The 19,052-nt window shown below is 73.4% G+C and carries 20 protein-coding genes and 1 pseudogene; 15 read left to right on the top strand and 6 right to left on the bottom strand.

The window, feature by feature from the left end; translation table 11 throughout:
- The first annotated feature begins 192 nt into the window (after nt 1-192).
- Entirely contained in the window at nt 193-690 is a 498-nt protein-coding gene (locus ACPXCB_RS22235) for an endonuclease domain-containing protein (protein WP_425877493.1), read from the top strand.
- 79 nt (nt 691-769) lie between these two features.
- Nucleotides 770-1,030, top strand: a complete 261-nt coding sequence (locus tag ACPXCB_RS22230) for a hypothetical protein (protein WP_425877492.1) — start codon at nt 770-772, stop codon at nt 1,028-1,030.
- Here ACPXCB_RS22230 and ACPXCB_RS22225 read toward each other — a convergent pair.
- The gene (locus ACPXCB_RS22225; RefSeq protein ID WP_425877491.1) at nt 1,008-2,855 is read right to left on the bottom strand and encodes an ABC transporter ATP-binding protein; all 1,848 of its coding nucleotides are present in this window, start codon (nt 2,853-2,855) and stop codon (nt 1,008-1,010) included. The two genes, ACPXCB_RS22230 and ACPXCB_RS22225, sit on opposite strands and share 23 nt — an antisense overlap.
- A 233-nt stretch (nt 2,856-3,088) precedes the next feature.
- Between ACPXCB_RS22225 and ACPXCB_RS22220 the strand changes: the two genes are divergently transcribed.
- On the top strand, nt 3,089-4,288 hold the full coding sequence (locus ACPXCB_RS22220; RefSeq protein ID WP_425877490.1) for an NAD(P)/FAD-dependent oxidoreductase: 1,200 nt from the start codon (nt 3,089-3,091) through the stop codon (nt 4,286-4,288).
- A gap of 169 nt (nt 4,289-4,457) precedes the next feature.
- Nucleotides 4,458-5,225, top strand: coding sequence for an MBL fold metallo-hydrolase (locus ACPXCB_RS22215; protein ID WP_425877489.1), 768 nt, complete (start codon nt 4,458-4,460; stop codon nt 5,223-5,225).
- A gap of 27 nt (nt 5,226-5,252) precedes the next feature.
- Here ACPXCB_RS22215 and ACPXCB_RS22210 read toward each other — a convergent pair whose 3' ends face one another.
- The 3 genes from ACPXCB_RS22210 to ACPXCB_RS22200 all read right to left on the bottom strand — a co-directional run bounded on the left by ACPXCB_RS22210 (nt 5,253) and on the right by ACPXCB_RS22200 (nt 8,479).
- Nucleotides 5,253-6,713 carry a hypothetical protein gene (locus tag ACPXCB_RS22210; RefSeq protein WP_425877488.1) on the bottom strand — a complete coding sequence of 487 codons (1,461 nt, stop codon included), beginning with the start codon at nt 6,711-6,713 and terminating at the stop codon, nt 5,253-5,255.
- 90 nt (nt 6,714-6,803) lie between these two features.
- On the bottom strand, nt 6,804-7,484 hold the full coding sequence (locus ACPXCB_RS22205) for an ABC transporter ATP-binding protein (RefSeq protein WP_425877487.1): 681 nt from the start codon (nt 7,482-7,484) through the stop codon (nt 6,804-6,806).
- Nucleotides 7,481-8,479 (bottom strand): ABC transporter permease, encoded by a 999-nt coding sequence (locus tag ACPXCB_RS22200; protein WP_425877555.1) that lies wholly within the window; start codon nt 8,477-8,479, stop codon nt 7,481-7,483. The genes ACPXCB_RS22205 and ACPXCB_RS22200 overlap by 4 nt, the downstream gene beginning before the upstream one ends.
- Nucleotides 8,480-8,731: 252 nt before the next feature.
- Here ACPXCB_RS22200 and ACPXCB_RS22195 point away from each other — a divergent pair, with 252 nt between their 5' ends.
- The 9 genes and pseudogenes from ACPXCB_RS22195 (at nt 8,732) to ACPXCB_RS22155 (ending at nt 14,983) form a co-directional block, all read left to right on the top strand.
- A complete protein-coding gene (locus tag ACPXCB_RS22195) occupies nt 8,732-9,934 on the top strand; it encodes a sensor histidine kinase (protein WP_425877486.1) in 1,203 nt (400 codons plus the stop codon).
- Entirely contained in the window at nt 9,931-10,563 is a 633-nt protein-coding gene (locus ACPXCB_RS22190; RefSeq protein WP_425877485.1) for a response regulator transcription factor, read from the top strand. Before ACPXCB_RS22195 ends, ACPXCB_RS22190 begins: the two co-directional genes overlap by 4 nt.
- 62 nt (nt 10,564-10,625) lie before the next feature.
- Nucleotides 10,626-11,144, top strand: a complete 519-nt coding sequence (locus tag ACPXCB_RS22185) for a DUF2087 domain-containing protein (protein WP_425877484.1) — start codon at nt 10,626-10,628, stop codon at nt 11,142-11,144.
- 69 nt (nt 11,145-11,213) lie between these two features.
- Nucleotides 11,214-11,699, top strand: coding sequence for a GNAT family N-acetyltransferase (locus ACPXCB_RS22180; protein ID WP_425877483.1), 486 nt, complete (start codon nt 11,214-11,216; stop codon nt 11,697-11,699).
- Nucleotides 11,700-11,794: 95 nt separating this feature from the next.
- Nucleotides 11,795-12,226, top strand: a complete 432-nt coding sequence (locus ACPXCB_RS22175; protein WP_425877482.1) for an Hsp20/alpha crystallin family protein — start codon at nt 11,795-11,797, stop codon at nt 12,224-12,226.
- 113 nt (nt 12,227-12,339) lie between these two features.
- Nucleotides 12,340-12,615: pseudogene (locus ACPXCB_RS22170) on the top strand (AraC family transcriptional regulator); the annotation flags it as partial.
- A 298-nt stretch (nt 12,616-12,913) separates the two neighbouring features.
- Nucleotides 12,914-13,183, top strand: coding sequence for a helix-turn-helix domain-containing protein (locus ACPXCB_RS22165; protein ID WP_425877554.1), 270 nt, complete (start codon nt 12,914-12,916; stop codon nt 13,181-13,183).
- 66 nt (nt 13,184-13,249) lie between these two features.
- Nucleotides 13,250-13,840 carry a dihydrofolate reductase family protein gene (locus ACPXCB_RS22160; RefSeq protein WP_425877481.1) on the top strand — a complete coding sequence of 197 codons (591 nt, stop codon included), beginning with the start codon at nt 13,250-13,252 and terminating at the stop codon, nt 13,838-13,840.
- Between the two features lie 144 nt (nt 13,841-13,984).
- Nucleotides 13,985-14,983: a tyrosine-type recombinase/integrase gene (locus ACPXCB_RS22155; RefSeq protein ID WP_425877480.1), complete on the top strand. Its 999-nt coding sequence runs from the start codon at nt 13,985-13,987 to the stop codon at nt 14,981-14,983.
- 85 nt (nt 14,984-15,068) lie between these two features.
- Here the strand turns inward: ACPXCB_RS22155 and ACPXCB_RS22150 are convergent, their stop codons facing one another.
- Complete coding sequence (locus ACPXCB_RS22150) at nt 15,069-15,554, bottom strand: cation:proton antiporter regulatory subunit (RefSeq protein WP_425877479.1); 486 nt, start codon at nt 15,552-15,554, stop codon at nt 15,069-15,071.
- 34 nt (nt 15,555-15,588) lie between these two features.
- Nucleotides 15,589-16,887: an SLC13 family permease gene (locus tag ACPXCB_RS22145; RefSeq protein ID WP_425877478.1), complete on the bottom strand. Its 1,299-nt coding sequence runs from the start codon at nt 16,885-16,887 to the stop codon at nt 15,589-15,591.
- Between the two features lie 485 nt (nt 16,888-17,372).
- On the opposite strand from ACPXCB_RS22145, the gene ACPXCB_RS22140 reads away from it, so the two are divergent.
- Both ACPXCB_RS22140 and ACPXCB_RS22135 read left to right on the top strand, forming a co-directional pair.
- Complete coding sequence (locus ACPXCB_RS22140) at nt 17,373-18,329, top strand: HAMP domain-containing sensor histidine kinase (RefSeq protein ID WP_425877477.1); 957 nt, start codon at nt 17,373-17,375, stop codon at nt 18,327-18,329.
- Nucleotides 18,326-18,973 (top strand): response regulator, encoded by a 648-nt coding sequence (locus tag ACPXCB_RS22135; protein WP_425877476.1) that lies wholly within the window; start codon nt 18,326-18,328, stop codon nt 18,971-18,973. The genes ACPXCB_RS22140 and ACPXCB_RS22135 overlap by 4 nt, the downstream gene beginning before the upstream one ends.
- Nucleotides 18,974-19,052: the final 79 nt, after the last annotated feature.

Genomic DNA, 19,052 nt, shown 5'->3' with positions numbered 1-19,052 from the left:
CGCCCAGCCGGCTCTCCCGACGACCGCGCGAAGGCTGACCCGGCCCACCTGAGACGAGACGGGCACCCTCCTGACCGATTATCGGATTACCGGTAATGATAAGCCGGCAAAGAGCTGGCACGAAAGCCGCAAATCGGCCGCACATCATAATGACTGTTCTTGGGTAACAACAATATGGAGTATTGTTGTGGCGTGTCCAAGGTGTGTAATCGGTGCGAGAAGACCCGGCCGCTCGAGAGCTTCATGAAGGCGGGCCGCGAGTTGGTCTCGTGCGCCTCGTGCCGCGAGTACGCCCGCGCCAACAACCACAAGAACCGCAGAGCCAATCCGGACAAGATCCGAGCCGACAACCTCTGGTCCTTCTACCGGATCAGGCCGCAGGAGTACGACGCGCGGCGTGTGACTCAGGACTACCGGTGCGCCATCTGCGGTCGCCATGAGAGCGAACTGAAGGTCAGGTCCAGGGGCCGGCCACGACTTGACGGGACACCGAAGTCCGAGCCGTTTCGCCTCGTCGTGGACCACTGCCACAACTCCCGGCAAGTACGCGGTCTGCTCTGCGGTGAGTGCAATATCGGCCTCGGCGTGTTTCAGGACTCGCCCCAGGCGCTGATGGCGGCCGCCCGCTACCTCCTGGCACGGGAGGACGCACCGCTCGTGTCGGAGTCGAGACCTGCGACAGAAGCGTGATCTGGCGCGAGGGTGATCGAGGTTGACCTGACGATGCTCTGGCTGTGACGGTCGGTTGTCGGGTTCGGAGGGGGAGCAAGTGGTCGCGCAACGGCTGCGGGGCGGCCCCGACGGCGCGGAGCTGCACAGCGTGGGCGTCTTCTACCGCGTACGCGTCACCGGCGGTGAACTCCGTGATGAGACGGACGGTTCGACCGACCTGGCGCGGTGGATTCCGCTGACGCGGGTGGGCACCCTGGACCGGTCCGTCGTCATCGACGTCGGGCTCGAGTTGCACCGTCGTGCGCCGCTCACCGGGCACGTGGAGCCGATCGAGGTCACGGGACCGCTGCGGCACTGACCGCCGCCGTGCCGAGGAAGCCGCCGGACTGCCGCGACCACAGGTCCGCGTAGAGCCCGCCGCGTTCCAGCAGCTCGGCGTGGGTGCCCTGCTCGGCGATCCGCCCGGCGTCGAGGACCACGATCCGGTCCATCCGGGCGATGGTGGAGAGCCGGTGGGCGATCGCGATCACCGTACGGCCGGTCATCACCTCGCTGAGCGTGTCGTGGATGGCGGCCTCCGCCTCGGAGTCGAGCGCGGACGTGGCCTCGTCCAGGACCAGGATCGGCGCGTTGCGGTAGAACGCGCGGGCCAGCGCGATCCGCTGCCGCTGGCCACCGGACAGGCGTACGCCCCGTTCGCCGACATGCGCGTCCAGGCCGGTGCGACCGTCCGCGTCCCTCAGCGTGGCGACGAACCGGTCGGCGGACGCCCGGCGTACCGCTGCTTCGACCCGTGCGTCGTCGGCGTCGGGGCCGGCGATGTTCTCGCGGACCGAGCGGTGCAGCAGGGTGGCCTCCTGGGCGACCATGGCGATCTGGCCGCGCAGGCTCTCCTGCGTCACGTCCGTGATGTCGGTGCCGTCGATCATGATCGTGCCGGACTCCGCGTCGTGGAACCGCAGCAGCAGCCCGACCAGCGTGGACTTGCCCGCACCCGACCTGCCGACGATGCCGACGCGCTCACCCGCGGCGACGTCGAGGCTGAGCCGGTCGAGCCCGCCCCCGCCACGGCCGTAGTGGTGGCTGACCTGCGCGAAGGTGATGGCACCACCGCGTACCCGCAGCTGGGTCGCCTGGGGTTTGTCCGCGACCGCGAGCGGTTGCGCGACGGTCCGCAGGGCCCGCCGGAGCGCGCCCACCGACCCGAACAGCGACGACACGGCGTCCAGGAGCCACTCCGCCATCGCGGTGATCCGGAAGCTGAGCGCCAGCGCGGCCGCGACGAGACCCAGGGGCGCGGCATCGGTACGCCAGAGCACGATCCCGTATCCGACCAGTCCGACGAGCAGCGCGCTGCTGAGCGCCATCATGGTGCCGTTGATCGTCACCTCGACCCGCTGCAGGTCCAGGTGTGCGCGCCGGGACAGCGCGAACACCCGGCGGTCGTGCGCCGTGCGGGTGTCCTGGCCGCCGAGCAGCGCGAGCGTGTCGACGTTGCCGTACGAGTCGACGAGCAGGCCGGTCAGCGCGGACTCCGCGTCCTGCAGGCGCTCCGACGCGCGCCGGTAGCGCGGCACGATCCACCGCATGAGCAGCGCGTACGCCAGTATCCAGGCCCCCAGCGGGAGCAGCAGGCGCACGTCGATCGTGGACATCAGCCACACCGAGCCGGCGATGTAGGCGGTCACGAACACCAGCGTGTGCACGACCGAGTACGCGGCGGTGCTGGCGGCATCGCCACCGTCGCGTACCAGGGTGGCGATGCGTCCGGCGAGGTCGGCGCGGAACCAGCCGACGGACTGCCGGGACACGTGCCGGTGTGCCCGCCAGCGGGCGAGCGGGCGGGCGTTGGCGCGGAACGCGATGTCGTCCAGCGCCTCGCCGATGACGTGGATCAGCGGCCTGACCAGCAGCACGAACACGGCGACGGTGAGCAACCCGGTGCCGTGGTCGGCCCAGAGCCGGTCCGGGCTCGCGGCGGCGAGCGTGTCGACGAGGCGTCCGGCGTACCCGATGAGCCACACCTCGATCGCGGCGGCCAGGACGGTGGTGGCGACGGCCGCCGTCACGACCGGTCGTAGCGGTCGCAACTCCTCCAGGAGGAACCGCCGGGCGCCGGCGGCCGGGGTGCGGTCGTCGCCGGTCGGGAAGGGATCAACAGGGTTTTCGAACAGACCGAACACGAAGTGCCTTTCCGGCGGTGGAGACGGACAGGGAACCGGGGAAACCGCCGGACGTCCTCATGATCGATCTCCGCTTCGTGTCGGGTGGATGTCCTCGCGAGGCTAGGCGACATGGCGGCGCGCCGCCTTCCTTTTTCGCGCCGGGGCCCGGGCAGTGATCTGGCCCACGCCTGTCACAACGGTCGGTCACGCGGTGTCTTGAGACCGAAGGCCCAGGAAACGGAGGAGACACCATGAACGGGAACACCGATGTGATCGTGATCGGCGGCGGGTACGCGGGCGTCATGGCGGCCAATCGCCTGACCCGGCGCGACGACGTGACAGTGACCCTGATCAACCCGCGGCCGACCTTCGTCGAGCGGATCCGCCTGCACCAGTTGGTGGGTGGGACCGACGACGCGGTCGTCGACTACCGGGACGTCCTGGCCGGGCGTGTGCGGCTGGTCGTCGACAGCGTGACCCGGATCGACGCTGCGGATCGCCGCGTGACGCTGGCGACGGGCGGCACGGTCGGCTACGACTACCTGGTCTACGCGGTGGGCAGCGGCAGCGCCGCCCCGGACGTGCCCGGCGCGGCCGAGTTCGCCTACCCGGTGGCGAGCCTGGAGGAGGCCCAGCGGTTGCGGCCCGTCCTCGCCGCCGCCCCCGCCGCGGCCCCGGTGACGGTGGTCGGCGGGGGCCCGACCGGCATCGAGACCGCCGCCGAGCTGGCGGAGGCGGGACGCGCCGTGACCCTGGTCTGCGGTGAGGTGCTGGGACCGTACCTGCATCCGCGGGTTCGGCGCTCGGTGGCCGCGAGGCTCGCCCGGCTCGGGGTGAGCGTGCTCGACGGCCCCGACGCGACGGTGACGGCCGTCGCCGGCGATGCCGTGCGGCTCGGCGGCGGTCGCCGGCTGCCGAGCGCGGTGACCATCTGGACCGCCGGATTCGGCGTGCCGGACCTGGCCGGCCGCAGCGGGCTGAGCACCGACTCGTCGGGCCGGCTGGTCACGGACGAGACGTTGACGAGCGTGGACGACGCGCGCATCGTCGCGGCCGGGGACTCGGCGGCGCCGTCGGACCTGCCGTTCCGGATGAGTTGCCAGGCCGCGATGCAGCTCGGCCCGCAGGCCGCCGAGACGGTACTCAGCCGGCTCGCGGGTGAGCAGGCCGCGCCGGTCCACGTGGGGTTCGCCGGCCAGTGCGTCAGCCTGGGGCGTCGCGCCGGCCTGTTCCAGTTCTCCCGCCGCAACGACACCGCGGTGCGGCTGCATCTCGGCGGCCGCCCGGCCGCGAAGCTCAAGGAACTGGTCTGCAGGAGCATCATCTGGCAGCTGGCGTACGAGGCACGCAGACCCGGTTCGCTCGCCCTGCGGATCAAGGACGACACGCGCCAGCAGTTGCTGCGGGCCAGACGCGTCGAGGCGACGGCGCGGGCGGCCCGGCCGTCATGAGAGCCCTCGCCCCCCGAGGGTCCGGCCGCGAAGAGGCGTTCGAGGGGCCTCTACTGTGTCCGCAATCCGCAGAAGCTGACCCGCATCGGGTCGGAGACCCCGCTCACCCTGCGATGAACGGTCGATTACGGTTCCTCACGGCAGAGCCATCCCCCGACCGTGAGGAACCGTGGTGACCGACACCAGCACGACGACCGTCCCCGTCCGCGTCTTCGGCGGCCCGACCGCTCTCATCGAGTACGGCGGCCTCAGGTTCCTGACCGACCCGACCTTCGACGCCCCCGGCGACTACCCGCTGGGTCCCGGCATGGTCCTGACCAAGACGGCCCCCGCCGTCGCCGGCGCGGCCGACCTCGGCCCCGTCGACGCGGTGCTGCTCTCCCACGACCAGCACCCCGACAACCTCGACCACGCCGGTCGGGCCCTGCTGGCCGACGTCGCCCTGACCGTGACGACTCCCAGCGGCGCGGGTCGTCTCGGCGGCACCGCCCGGGGCCTGGCGCCGTGGGAGTCCGTCGAGCTGGAGCGCCCGGGCGGGGGCACCGTGACCGTGACGGGCGTGCCCGCCCGGCACGGTCCGGAGGGCTGCGAGCCGCTCACCGGCGAGGTCGTCGGGTTCGTCCTGACCGCCGCCGACCTGCCCACGGTCTACGTCAGCGGCGACAACGCCTCGCTGGACCTGGTCCGGCAGATCGCCGAGCGCTTCGGGCCGGTCGACACCGCCGTGCTGTTCGCCGGGGCCGTGCGTACCCCCATGTTCGACGGGGCGCTGCTCACCCTCGACAGCGCCCAGGCCGCCGAGGCCGCCCGCATCCTGGGCGCGCGGCGGGTCGTGCCGGTGCACGTGGACAGCTGGGCCCACTTCACCGAGGGGCGCGACGACGTGGTCGCCGCGTTCACCCGGGCCGACCTGGCCGACCGTCTCCAGCTCAGCTGAGCGGTCGCCGGGAGCTATCGGGGCAGGTCAGGTCCGCGCGCCGCCGAGTCCGAGCAGGACGGCGAGGCCCAGGGCGCTGCGCGGGGCGTACGGCACCCGCCACAGTCCGCCGTGCGCGGCGCCGTACGCCTCGTCCTGCCACGGGTGCGGCAGCGCCGGACCGCCCGTACGCAGGTGGTGCACCAGGAGCGCGGCCATCAGCGTGTTGCTGGTGGCCGGGTCGAACACCTCGATGCCGAAGCGGTGCGCACCGGCGTACGCGGCGGCCAGCGCCCGGTTGCGCAGCACCGAGCGGGTGCGGGTGGGCGGGGCGACGGTGAACGACACGGTCGCCCCGGCGTCGCGGGCGACCGTCGCCCGCCACCGTTGCAGGCGTTTGGCCAGCGCGTAGTTGGGGCCCTGCTGGGGGACGAGGCTGTCGTTGACGCCCGGGTCGACGCCCGGCGGGTAGCTGCGGTGCAGGAGCCTGCCGCCGGAGGCGACCCGCAACGACCGGCGGACGACGCCGCGCGCCGCGTAGCCGCGTTCGGCGTGGCGCACCGCGTCGCCGGGGACGGCGAACACGTCGGTGGGGGTGGCCAAAAACGCGAGCGCCACGTCGTCGCGGCGGTCCTGCAACCGGAGGGTGAGGGCGTCGACCGCCGTGGCGACCCGGACGTTGGTCGCGCCGTCGGCGTAGACGTAGTTGCCCAGCACGAGCCGGCCGTCGACGCCGAGCAGCCAGTCGGCCACCTGCGGAAGGTTGTGCAGCAGGTCGGCGCCGGCCCGGGCGGCCAACGCGCCGTCGTCGGGGTCGGTGCCGGCGGGGACGGGCAGGTGCAGCCGGCCGCCGCTGCGGCGCGTCGTGTCCAGCAGGCGCCGCCAGATCTCCGGGCGCGGCAGGTCGACCGCGACGACGTCACCGCCCCAGCGCAGCACGGACGGCAGCGGGCCCATCTCCGCGCCCGCGCCGAGCACCACGATGCGCTGGTCGCGCAGGTCGAGCCAGTCCGGGTTGGCCATGACGGCGCGTACCGCCTCGGCGCAGGAAGGCTCGACGACGCCGGCGGTCACCCACGCGTCGAGCCGGCGGCGCAGCTCGTCGCCGCGCAGCCGCCGGCCCCGGTACGGCAGGGAGAACTCACGGTCGACCTCGCCGGTGCCGGCGACCGTCGCCGTGCGCAGCGGCGCGACCTCGGTGGGCGTGGCGAACACCTCGCCAAGGCCGATCTCGGTGCCGTCGGCGTGGACCACGGCCATCCGGTGGTGCAGCGAGGCGAGCCCGTCGCGGGCGATCGTCACCGCGGCCTCGCGGGAGAGCAGTCCGGCCTCGACGAGCCGCCGGAAGTGCCCGAGGTAACCGTGGCGCCAGTTGGTCTCGTGTTCCGCCGAGCGCGCGCCGACCGGATCGACGGCGCGCAGGGCGTCGGCGACGACCGCCCGCCCGAGCGCGGACGTACTGCGTCCCGCCCCGGTCTTCGGGAACACCACCCCGGTCGGACCCTCCACGCGTAACCGCCCTTCCTCGCTCGCCGGCCGTCGGTGCCACTCTGCCGCACCGGGGGCCGCCGCGCAGCGCCGGACCTGCGGAGCGGGCGCTCAGGCCGGGGTCGGCAGGCGCAGCCGGCCGTCGATCATCTCGGCGACCGCGTCGACGCGGTGCAGGTGCTCCCGGTCGTGGGTGACCAGGACGGTGGCGGTGCCGCGCTGGCGGGTGAGGTCGGTGACCAGCTCGACGATCGCCGCGCCGCGCTCGTGGTCCAGCGCGCTGGTGGGTTCGTCGACCAGCAGCACCGCGGGATCGTTCATGAGGGCGCGGGCGATGTTGACCCGCTGGCGCTGCCCGCCGGAGAGCTGGTGCGGGCGACGGTCGGCCTGGCCGGTGAGTCCCACCGCCGCCAGCAGCTCGGCGGCGCGGGCGCGGCCGGCGCGGCGGGAACCGCCGGCGAGGTGAGCGATCACCTGCAACTGTTCGGCGGCGGTCAGCGAGGCGATGAGGTTGGGTTGCTGGAAGACGATTCCGATCTTCTCCCGCCGCAGCGCGGCCGTGCCCGCGCGGCCGAGCCCCGCGGTGTCGGTGCCGGCGACGAGCACCGTTCCCGAGTCGGGGGTGATCAGGGTGGCGGCCACCGCCAGCAGGCTCGACTTGCCGGAGCCGGAGGGGCCGATGACGGCGGTGGTGCTGCCCGCGGGCACGCGCAGGCTGACCCGGTCGAGCGCGGTCAGCCGGGCGTCGCCGTCGGGGTAGGTCAGCGTGACGTCGGCGAGTGCGAGGCTCATCGGGCGCTCCCCAGGGCGATCAGCGGGTCGACGGAGGTGATGCGGCGGATGGACAGGGCGCCGCCGGCCGCACCGAGCGCGATCGTCACGGCGGCCGGGAACAGCACCGATTCGGCGGTGAGCGCGAACGGCACCGTGCCGGCCGCCGCGGCGCCGAGCGCGACCGCGAGCGCGGTGCCGGCGGCGGTGCCGGCGAGCAGCAGCACCAGGGCCTGCCCGAGAGCGTCGCGCAGCAGGTGGCCGGTGGTGGCGCCGAGCGCCTTCAGCACGGCGACGTCGGGGGCGCGCTGGATGGTCCACACGGTGAAGAACGCGCCGACGACCAGGGCGGAGATCCCGAACAGCATCCCGCGCATCAGTTGCAGCGACCCGTTCTCGGCGGTGTAGGAGCCGATCGCGGACAGCGCCTCCGTGCGGGGGACCGTACGGGTGTGCAGGTGTCGGTCGGCGGCGGCCAGGTCGGCGTCGCGGGTGGTGCGCAGCGCGACGACCGTCGCGGCGTCGCCGTCGGCGCCGGGGGCCAGGGCCTGCCAGTCGTGCAGGTCGGTCCAGATCACCGGGGTGTGGCTGTGGGAGGCGTCGCCGGCCACCGCGTCGACGGTGAGGCGGTGTGTGCCGACGGACACGGTCTGTCCGGGCCGGGCGTGCAGCGCGTCGGCTGCGCCCCGCGACAGCACGGCCCGTCCGGTGGCGAGGGTGGCGGGTGCCAGGCCCGAGCCGGGCGGGACGCCGAACACGGACAGCGCGGCGCTGCGCTCGCCCGCGTCGACGCGGGCGGTGGCGATTCCCAGCGGCGCGGCGGCGCTCACCCCCGGCACGTCCTGCCAGCGCAGCCACTGCTCGCGGCTGACGGTGGATTCGGTGAACGAGAGCTTCTGCCCGTCGGCCGGGGCGGAGAACACCAGGTGATCGGCGGGCAGGTCGGTGATCGCCGAGGTGCTGCCGCGTCCCAGGCCGGCGGTCAGCCCGGACAGCAGGACCACCAGCAGCGTCATCAGCGTCACGACCGTTCCCATCAGGGCGAAACGGCCCTTGGCGAACCGTAGATCTCTCCACGCGACGAACACGATCGCATCAGCCTTCCGGTAGGTGCCTGAAGCCGCGGTAGCGGCCCGGCACCAACCGTCGTCCGGATGGCGGCCGGCGCCATCGCGCCGCCGATCGGGTTCGGGACGTCGAACTGCGTACGTCGGGATCAACCTTTTGGTTGATGGCGGCAGCCGTCGGCGTCCTAGCCTGGAGGCATCGTGAACGCGGAATCGCTCGCTCGGCCGCTGCGGGTGCTGCGCGTCTGCCTGCACCTGCTGGTCGGGCTCCTCCTCGCGGTGGCCGCCGTGCGTGCCGTCACCGGGCCGGGCCCGCGGCGTGCCGCCGTGCTCGCCGCAGCCGTGGCGCTGGCCGTCGTCTACGCCGTCGGGGCGGCGCTGCCGCTGGTGCGCCGGCACCGACCTGCCGCGTTGGCCTGGCTGGCGGTGCTGACCGGCGGGTGGCTGGTGCTGCTGGCCCTGACCCCGGACGGGGTGTGGTTCGCGTTTCCGCTGTTCCTGCTGCATCTGCATCTGCTGCCCGTGCGCTGGGGGATCGTGGCGGTGGCGGCGACGACCGTGGCGGCGGTCGCCGGTGTCGCCGGTCACCAGGGGGCGCTCACGCCGGGCGCGGTGATCGGTCCCGCCATCGGCGCCGCGGTGTCGGTGGGCACCGTCCTCGGCTACCAGGCGTTGTACCGGGAGAGCGAGCGCCGCCGGCGGTTGATCGAGCAGCTGACCGCCACCCGCGCCGAACTGGCCGCCGCCGAGCACGCCGCCGGGGTCCTCGCCGAGCGGGAACGCCTGGCCCGCGAGATCCACGACACCCTCGCCCAGGGGTTGTCGAGCATTCAACTGCTGCTGCGTGCCGCCCAGCGTGGGTTCCCCGACCGGCTCGACGTGGCGGCGGGCCACGTCGAGCAGGCACGCCGCACCGCGCAGGACAACCTCGTCGAGGCGCGCCGGTTCGTACGCGCCCTGACACCGCCGGGCCTCGACGGTGCTTCGCTGCCGGCGGCGCTGCGGCGGCTGTGTGACGCGACCGCCGCCGCGTCCGGGCTGACCGTACGCCTGCGGGTCGACGGGACGGCGGTGCGTCTGCCGACCCGCCACGAGGTGGCGCTGCTGCGGATCGCGCAGTCCGCGTTGGCCAACACCGTGCGCCATGCCGGGGCGAGGCGCGCCGACGTGACGCTGCGGTACGGCGCGCGCGACGTCGTCCTCGACGTGGTCGACGACGGGTGCGGCTTCGACGTGGGCGCGGCCGGCGACCGGCCGGACGGCGACGGCGGGTTCGGGCTGGCCGCCATGCGGGCCCGGGCCGAGGAGTTGGGCGGCAACCTGATCGTGGAGTCGGCGCCCGGGTGCGGCGCCCGGCTGGCCGTCGGCTTCGCACGCCCGGGCACCGAGGAGGCGGGCGCGTGAGCGGTCCGATCCGCCTGTTGCTGGCCGACGACCATCCGGTCGTACGGGCCGGGCTGCGCGCCGTCCTGGCCACCGAGCCGGACTTCGAGGTGGTCGCCGAGGCCGCGACCGCGCAGCGGGCCGTCGCCCTCGCCGAGGGGGAGCGGGTCGACGTGGTGCTCATGGATCTGCGCTTCGGCGCGGGGATGGACGGCGCCGAGGCGACCGCCGCCATCACCGCCCGCCCCGGCGGCCCCGCCGTGCTGGTGCTGACCACCTACGACACCGATGCCGACATCCTCGCCGCCGTGGAGGCCGGTGCGATCGGTTACCTGCTCAAGGACGCTCCGCCCGAGGAACTCGCGGCGGCCGTGCGCGCCGCCGCCGCCGGCCGTTCCGCCCTCGCCCCGGCCGTCGCCCGTCGCCTCATGGGTCGGGTGCGTGCCCCGGGCACCGCGTTGAGCCGCCGCGAGACGGAGGTCCTGCAGCTTGTCGCCGAGGGCCTGTCCAACCAGCAGATCAGCCGGCGGCTGCACCTGAGCCAGGCCACGGTCAAGACGCACCTGGTGCACGTCTACGGCAAGCTCGACGTCGACTCGCGTACCGCCGCCGTCGCCGTCGCCCGGGCCCGCGGGCTGATCCGTCGGTGACCGGGCCGTGGGGGGCGGAAATGACGTGCGGTGCGCGTACGCCTGCTGGCAGGGTGGCCGGCATGACTGCGCAGGCTCTGGCGGGGGCACTCGCCGACGACGTACGGCGGCAGGTCTTCGCGGCGATCGTGCTGGGCGGCACCGACGCCCCGGCGGTGGTCGACCGGACGGGGCTGTCGGCGCGGCAGGTGCTCACCGCGATCCGCCGGCTCGTCGACGCGGGCCTGGTGGCCGGCGGCGACGGTGACCTGCGGGTCGACGCCGAGCGGCTGCGGGAGGCGGCCCGTACGCCGGCGGCGCCCCGGCCGGCCGGCGACTCCACGGACCGCGTGCTGCGCACCTTCGTGCGCGACGACAGGCTGACCGGCCTGCCGGCGCAGCGCGGCCGGCGGCGGGTGGTGCTGGCGCACGTGGCGAGGTCCTTCGAGCCGGGGGTGCGCTACCCGGAGCGGGCGGTCGACGAGGTGTTGCGGCGCTGGTGCGAGGGCGGCGGCTCCGACCACGTGGCGCTGCGCCGGTACCTGGTCGACGAGCAGTTGCTGGCCCGGGAGCAGGGCGTCTACTGGCGCGTCGGCGACTGACCGCCGCGTCGGGCCCGTCCTCGTCGCGGCCGGCGGATATCCCGTTGACCCGAGGGCGAGGATCGACGGGTGAGCGCGACAGAGTGGACGACGGTGCCGGCCCGTCCCGACCGGCCCGAGGCGACGACCCTGCTCGAGGAGTACTTCGAGGAGATGGTCCGCCGCTACCACGCTCGCCCGGTCCGGCCGGGTGAGGTCGCGGCGGCGATGGCCGAGGACCCGAGCGACGACCTGGCCGCACCCACCGGGATCCTCCTGCTCGCGTACCGCGACGCTCGTCCGGCCGGCTGCGCCGGGCTGCGGTACCGGCCGGGCTGGGCGGAGCTGACCCGGGTGTACGTGCGCCCCGCGCACCGCGGCCACGGCGGCGGGGCGGCCTTGCTCACCGCCGTGGCGCAGCGGGCCCGGGCCGCCGGGGCCGACCGGATCCGGCTGGGCACCCGGGGCGACCTGGTGGAGGCCCGTGCCCTGTACGCCCGGCACGGCTACCGGGAGATCCCGGCGTACAACGACGGCGCCTACGCCGAGCACTGGTTCGAGAAGGTCCTGAGTTGACGTCGCGGCCGGAACGCGCTAAATAAAGAACAGGAAGTTGAGTCCCATCGGCTCAACTCAAGGACCTTCGGCCAGGAGAACCGAGGAGGCAGGCCATGTTGATGCGCACCGACCCGTTCCGTGAGATCGACCGGATCACCGAGCAGTTCTTCGGCACCGCCGCGCGCCCCGCGGTCATGCCCCTGGACGCCTACCGCGACGGCGACTGGTTCTACGCGGCGTTCGACCTGCCGGGCGTCGACCCGGACAGCATCGACTGCACCGTCGAGCGCAACGTGCTGACCGTGCGCGCCGAGCGCCGCCGGCCCGCCGGCGAGAACGTCGAGCTCGTCGCCGCCGAACGCCCGATGGGCACCTTCACCCGGCGGCTCTTCCTCGGCGACACCCTCGACACCGACAAGCTCGAGGCCGGCTACGACAACGGCGTGCTGACCCTGCGGATCCCCGTCGCGCAGCGGGCCAAGCCCCGCCGGGTCACCGTCACGGCCACCGCCAGCGGCAACGGCCGCAAGGAGATCAACGCCTGATCGCGGCGGGTGGGGGCGGGACGGCCGGTGCGGCCGCCCCGCCCCTCGCTCTTTCTCGGGGTGTCGGTGAGACCCGTGTCGGCGCGCGCTACCGGCGTGGCGTCGGCGATGCTGTGGGCGTGGAGTACGTGTCCAGAGTGCCGCGACCGCCGCTGGACGGGCTGATCGACGACCTCTACTACCTGGAGGGTGTGTCGCCGTACGCCCGGCTGACGCTGCCGCCGATGCCGGGGGCGTTGCTCATCGTCAACCTCGGCGCGCCGTTCCGCATCCGCGCCGGCATCGACATCGAGCCGGCCGGGTACGCCGACGGCTGTGTGGTCACCATGCCCACCCGCGCCTTCGAGTTCGGCTACCCACTCCGGACCCGGTCCGTCGGCGTGCACTTCAAGCCGTGGGGGCTGGCGCCGTTCCTGCCGCTGCCCGCGGCCGAGCTGTGCGACCGGCCGGTGACGGTGGAGCAGGTGTGGGGCCGGCCCGCTGTTGCTGAGCTGCGGGACCGGCTGGACACGGCGGACGGACCGCACGAGATGCTGACGCTGCTCGAGGAGGAGCTGACACGACGGCTGTGCGAGACCGCCGGCCTGGGACTGGTCCGCCGTACGAGCAGCGTCATCGCGGCGACCAGCGGGGCGGTGGCGATCGGCGACCTGAGGGTGGCAGCCGGGGTCAGCAGCACTCATCTGACTGCGGTTCAAGGAGCTCATCGGCGTCACGCCGAAGCGGCTGGCCCGCACCTACCGCTTCGCCGCCACCGTGTTCTCGATCGACCCCGCCGAACCGGTCGACTGGGGCGACCTCGCCGGTCGCGCGGGCTACTTCGACCAGGCCCACTTCGGCCACGAGTTCCGGGCGTTCACCGGGCTCACGCCGACCCGGTACGTCGAGGTCCGGCGGCAGTTCCTGCGTGAGCATCCCGGCCACGTGCTGGACAGCTGGCCGCTGCCGGCCGATTGATTTCTTACAAGAGCGACAGCTCACGACACGTCAACATGGGGGCATCCCACAGCAGAGGAGCGCCCCATGGGCAAGGTGGTCATGTACAGCTCGGTGTCGGTGGACGGCTTCGTCGCGGACGAGAACGACCAGCCCGGGCCGCTGTTCGACTGGTTGTCCAGCGGTGACGTGCCGCTGGACTCCAGCGGCGAGCTGAAGGTGTCGCAGACGTCCTACGACTACACCCGGGCGTACTGGGACCAGATCGGGGCGACAATCGTCGGCCGCCACGTCTTCGACATGACGGACGGCTGGGACGGGAAGCCTCCGGGCGAGGTCGACCACGTGGTCGTCGTGACGCACCGGCCGGAGCCCGAGGGCTGGGACCCCGAGGCGCCGTTCCACTTCGTCGACGGCGTCGAGGCAGCCGTGGCCAAGGCGCAGGAGCTTGCGGGCGACCGCACAGTCGAGGTCGCCGCCGGCGACGTCGGTGGCCAGGTGCTTGCCGCGGGCCTGGTCGACGAGGTACGCATGGACGTCGTACCCGTCGTGTTCGGGTCCGGCAAGCGCTACTTCGGGTCGGTCCACGCGCAGCACCTGCTGGAGGATCCTGACGTGACGATCCAGGGCAACCGGGTGCTGCACCTGCGCTACCGGGTACGCCGTAGCTCGATCTGAGTGGGGTACGCGAAGAAGCCCACTGCCAACGGTGAGACACGATCGTGCCCCGCGCCCGATCAGTAGGGCCACCGGGCGGCCCGGCCCGATCGCGTAGGGCGCGCCTCCTCCCGTTCTCGACCCGAAGCTGAGAACCTTTTTCACATGCTCTCCCCGAACGCTCCGGCGCGGCCAAGCCGGCCCACCCCGCTGGCCCTGCCCGGGGGGCCCGTCGACTTCACCGAGGCGTGGCTGCGCAACCGGCGGCTGTCCGAGCACACCCGCGACGCGTACCGGCGGGACGTCGCCGGCTGGCTCGCATGGTGCGCGGCCCGCGAACTGGACCCGTTGCAGGCGAACTTCCTGCACGTCAACGAGTACGGCCGGGCGCTGGAGGCCACACTCGGCGCGCGCAGCGGCAAGCCGCTGACCCCCGCCACCGTCGCCCGCCGGCTCTCCGCCCTGTCCAGCTGGTACGACTTCCTGGTCAAGCTGCGCGCGGTCGAGGCCAACCCGGTCGCCGGCGCCGACCGCCCCCGCATCGACCGGGACCACTCCGCGACCGTCGGGCTCGCCCCTGAGGAGGTCGACGCGCTGCTCGCCGCCGCCGAGGCCGACACCGGGCCGACCGCCGCCCGCAACCGGGCCGCGATCGCGTTGCTGGCCGACCTCGGCCTGCGCGTGGGGGAGCTGGTCTCACTCGACCTGGCCGACCTCGGCGCCGAACGGGGCCACCGCAGTGTGCGGTTCATCGGCAAGGGCGGCAGGTCCCGCCGCCGCGCCCTGACCCCCGGCACCGCGTACGCGGTCGACGCGTACCTGGCCCAGCGGGCCGCCGCGCAGGGCGTGGCGGTGCACGAGCTGACCGGCCCGCTGCTGGTCACCGCCAGCGGGGCCCGGCTGGACCGGCACGCCATGTTCCGGCTGGTGCGCCGGCTGGCCCGCACGGCCGGCATCCCGGCGTGGGCGAGGCTGTCGCCGCACTCGTTGCGGCACGCGTTCGCCACCACCGCCCGCGCCGAGGGCGTGCCCCTGGAGGACGTGCAGGACGCGATGGGCCACGCCGATCCGCGCACCACCCGCCGCTACGACCGGGACCGGCACAACCTCGACCGCGATCCCGCGTACGCCATCTGGGCGGCTCGGGCCCGCCGCCGCGGCTGAGGTGCCGGCGGGCGGTGGATGCCGCGCCTGGGTGGCATCCACCGGCCGGTGCCCGCGCGGCCTACGGGGTTCCGTGTGCAGCGGCCTACGGGTCCGTGTGGATCAGCGCCCGGCTCAGCGCCTCGATGCTCTGCTGGCCGCCGGCGACGATCAGGACGTCGCCGTGGGCGAGGACGTGCCCCAGCCCCGGTGCGGTGACCGTCCGCCCGTCGCGGACGACGCCGACGACGCTCACCCCGTTGATGCGCGCCACGGCCTCGGCCAGGGTCCGGCCGTCGTAGGGCGACGCCGCCGTCACCGGCAGCTCGACGACGCTGATCGCCTCCCGGTGGCGTTCCAGGTGCGTGACGTGATCGATGGTGGCGATGGGGTGCAGCAGCTCGGCCACCTCCTGCGCCTCGGTCGGGCTGAGGGTCACGGACCGTTCCACGGTGTCCGGGTCGCCGGGGGCGTAGACGACGACGTCCCGCCGGCCGCCGCGATGGCAGACGACCCCGATCACCTGTCCTTCCCCGGTGTGCAGGGTGTAGCCGACCCCGATGCCGGGCAGCGGCATGCGTTCTATCTGCATCATTGCCTCCTGTCGTGTCGCACAGCGGACTGGCCTACGCCACGAAGTAGCGCAGCCACACGTACACCCAGGCGATCACCGTGGTCATGATCGTGGTGACGATGCCGTACCGGGTGAACTGCCAGAAGCTGATCGGCTCCTTGGCGCGGGCGGCGATGCCCAGCACGACGATGTTGGCGCTGGCCGCCACGGCCGTGCCGTTGCCGCTCAGGTCGGCGCCCAGGGCGAAGGACCACCACAGCGCCTGGCCGGTACCCGGATCCGGGGCCCCCGCGACGAGGCCCTCCACGATCGGCGCCATGGTCGCCGCGTAGGGGATGTTGTCGAAGAACGCGCCGAGCACCGCCGAGCCGAAGACCAGGCCCGTCGCCGCCGCGAAGTAGTTGTCGCCGACGGCGTCGCTGGCCCGTTCGCCGATCCAGCTGATCACCCCGGTCTCGGTCAGGCCGGCGACCATCACGAACAGGCCGGTGAAGAACACCAGCGTCGGCCATTCGACCTCGCCCAGGTAGGCCGACTTGTCCGTCCTGGACACCAGGACCATCAGCCCCGCACCGAGCAGCGCGACGACGGCCACGTCGATGTGGATCACCGTGTGGAGCGTGAAGGCGACGATCACCAGGCCGAGCACGACCAGGCAGCGGATCAGCAACCGCGGGTCGGTGATGGCGGCGCGGGCGTCCATGTCGCGTACCGCCTCGAACTGCTCGGGGCGGTGCACGAACGCCCGGCGGAACATGACCCGCGCCAGCACCAGGAACGCCAGGAACATCAGCACCGTGACCGGGGCCATGTGCCAGAGGAAGTCGTTGAAGCTCAGCCCGGCCCGGCTGCCGATGATGATGTTGGGTGGGTCGCCGATCAGCGTGGCCGCGCCGCCGATGTTGGCGGCGAGCACCTCGGCGATCAGGAACGGCGCGGCGGGCATGCCCAGCCGGCGGCACACGGAGATGGTGATCGGGGCGACCAGCATGACCGTGGTGACGTTGTCCAGGACCGGCGAGGCGATACCGGTGATCGCGACGAGCAGCACCATCAGCCGGTACGGCCGCCCCTGCGAGCGCTGGGCGGCCCAGATCGCCATGAACTCGAACACGCCGGTCTGCTTGATCACCCCGACGATGATCATCATGCCGAGGAGCAGGAAGATGACGTCCCAGTCGATGCCGGCGTGGTGCGCGTAGAACACGTCCGAGCCGGGTACCAGCCCGAGCGCGGCCATCAGGCCGGCGGCGCCCAGCACCACCGCGACCCGGTTGATCTTCTCGGTGGCGATGAAGACGAAGGCGACCGTGAAGATGACGATCGCGGCGAGGGCGGGCCACGCGCTCACGGGCACCCGCCCGGCGGACCGTGCTCCACCCCGGCGCGCCGCTGCGCGCAGGTGACCGTCTGAGCTTCCGGTGGCGCGGGTTCGGTCACCATCGGATGACGGTTCACAGGGTCCTCCCGGGTTCGGCGCGGCGCGGCGGGGAACGCCCGCACGGGCGGCGACAGTGGGAGCCGGGCACGAGGGATCGGAGCCCGGAGCGGCTCCCGGCCCCGGGCTCGCGTTCATGGTCATCGGTCGGCTGCGGGTCGACATCGGGGCTGACACCCATTTGCCGCCGACCCGGTCGACGCGGCCCGTCGGCGGCCCGGCGGACCTGCGGCGATAATGGGTGCCGGCACGCATTTACAGGACGCGCCCCGGCCGACAGGCTGGCCATGACGAGGGTGATCACCGCCGCGGCGTGTGCCGGCCCGCCGCGTCACGAAGCGCGGACGAGCGCCGGAGTCGCAGGGCGTCGGAACCGGAGCGGGAGGGGAGGTGCCGTCGTGTCGCTGTTCTGGCGGATCTTCCTGCTCAACGCCGCCGTACTCGTCGCCGCCACGCTGCTGCTGCTCGGCCCGGTCACGGTGTCCACCCCCGTGCTGCTCACCGAGGCCCTCGTGCTGACCGTGGGCCTCGCCGCGATGCTGGTCGCCAACGCCGCGCTGCTGCGCGTCGGCCTCGCGCCGCTGCACCGGCTGACCCGCGCCATGACCACCATCGACCTGCTGCAGCCCGAGCCTCGCCCGGTCCCGGCCGGGCAGGCCGGCATCGCGGACCTGATCCGCGCCTTCAACGCCATGATCGACCGGCTGGAGGCGGAGCGGGCCACCAGCGCGGCCAGCGCCCTGTCCGCCCAGGAGGCCGAGCGCCGGCGCGTCGCCCAGGAACTGCACGACGAGGTCGGCCAGACCCTGACCGCGGTCCTGCTCGAACTCAAGCAGGTCGCCCGGCACGCGCCCGAACCGGTCCGCGCCCAACTCGCCCAGGTGCAGGAGACCACCCGCGACAGCCTCGACGAGATCCGCCGCATCGCGCGCCGGCTGCGCCCCGGCGTACTGGAGGAGCTCGGCCTGACCAGCGCCCTCAAGGCGCTCGTCACGGAGGTCACCGGGCACACGGACCTGTCCGTGCGCCAGCACCTCGACGCCGACCTGCCCGCCCTCGACGGCGAGGCCGAACTGGTGATCTACCGGGTGGCGCAGGAGGCCCTGACCAACACCGTCCGGCACGCGCGGGCCGCCACCGTCGAGCTGTCGCTGACCCGTCGACCGGGCCACGTGCAGCTGCGGATCCGCGACGACGGCCGGGGCATCGGCGACGCCGCCGAGGGCGCGGGCGTACGCGGCATGCGGGAGCGGGCCCTGCTCATCGGCGCCCAGCTCAGCGTGGGATCCGGCCCGGGTGGCGGCACCGAGGTGCGGCTGCGGGTGCCGGTCGGTGACCGGGAGGGCCGGCCGTGACCACCCGCATCCTGCTCGCCGACGACCACGCCCTCGTCCGCCGTGGCGTGCGCCTCATCCTCGACAGCGAACCGGACCTGACCGTCGTGGCGGAGGCCGGCGACGGCGCGGAGGCCATCGCCCTGGCCCAGACCGAGCGTCCCGACCTGGCCATCCTCGACATCGCCATGCCGCGGCTGACCGGCCTCCAGGCGGCCCGGGAGATGTCCCGGCAGCAGCCGGGCCTGCGCATCCTCATCCTGACCATGTACGACAACGAGCAGTACTTCTTCGAGGCCCTCAAGGTCGGCGCCAACGGCTACGTGCTCAAGTCCGTCGCCGACCGCGACCTGGTGGAGGCCTGCCGCGCCGCCGTACGCGACGAACCGTTCCTCTATCCCGGTGCCATCAACGCCCTCATCCGCACCTACCTGGAACGCAGCGCGCGGGGCGAGAGCGTGCCGGCCAGGGCCATCACCGAACGCGAGGAGGAGATCCTCAAGCTCGTCGCCGAGGGCCACTCCTCCAAGGAGATCGCCCGCCTGCTGTTCATCAGCGTCAAGACCGTCGAGCGGCACCGGGCCAACCTGCTGCAGAAGCTCGGCCTCCGGGACCGGCTGGAACTGACCCGCTACGCCATCCGGGCCGGGCTCATCGAGCCGTGACCGCGCGTGCCGTGCCCGGCCCCGGCCGTGCCTGGCGCCGGCGGCGACCGCGACCCGACCGGCCGGTACGGGGGCGACA

The sequence above is a fragment of the Micromonospora sp. DT62 genome, assembly GCF_049847285.1.
Taxonomy (GTDB): domain Bacteria; phylum Actinomycetota; class Actinomycetes; order Mycobacteriales; family Micromonosporaceae; genus Micromonospora; species Micromonospora reichwaldensis.
The sequence above is the reverse complement of the archived record's forward strand: the minus strand, read 5'-3'. Positions and strand labels throughout refer to the sequence as shown.

Coding starts and splice junctions, on each gene's coding strand:
- ACPXCB_RS22220 (WP_425877490.1), top strand. CDS start 3,089: ATGAACGGGAACACCGATGTGATCGTGATCGGCGGCGGGTACGCGGGC.
- ACPXCB_RS22205 (WP_425877487.1), bottom strand. CDS start 7,484: ATGAGCCTCGCACTCGCCGACGTCACGCTGACCTACCCCGACGGCGAC.
- ACPXCB_RS22200 (WP_425877555.1), bottom strand. CDS start 8,479: ATGACGCTGCTGGTGGTCCTGCTGTCCGGGCTGACCGCCGGCCTGGGA.
- ACPXCB_RS22185 (WP_425877484.1), top strand. CDS start 10,626: ATGACTGCGCAGGCTCTGGCGGGGGCACTCGCCGACGACGTACGGCGG.
- ACPXCB_RS22175 (WP_425877482.1), top strand. CDS start 11,795: ATGTTGATGCGCACCGACCCGTTCCGTGAGATCGACCGGATCACCGAG.
- ACPXCB_RS22160 (WP_425877481.1), top strand. CDS start 13,250: ATGGGCAAGGTGGTCATGTACAGCTCGGTGTCGGTGGACGGCTTCGTC.
- ACPXCB_RS22155 (WP_425877480.1), top strand. CDS start 13,985: ATGCTCTCCCCGAACGCTCCGGCGCGGCCAAGCCGGCCCACCCCGCTG.
- ACPXCB_RS22150 (WP_425877479.1), bottom strand. CDS start 15,554: ATGCAGATAGAACGCATGCCGCTGCCCGGCATCGGGGTCGGCTACACC.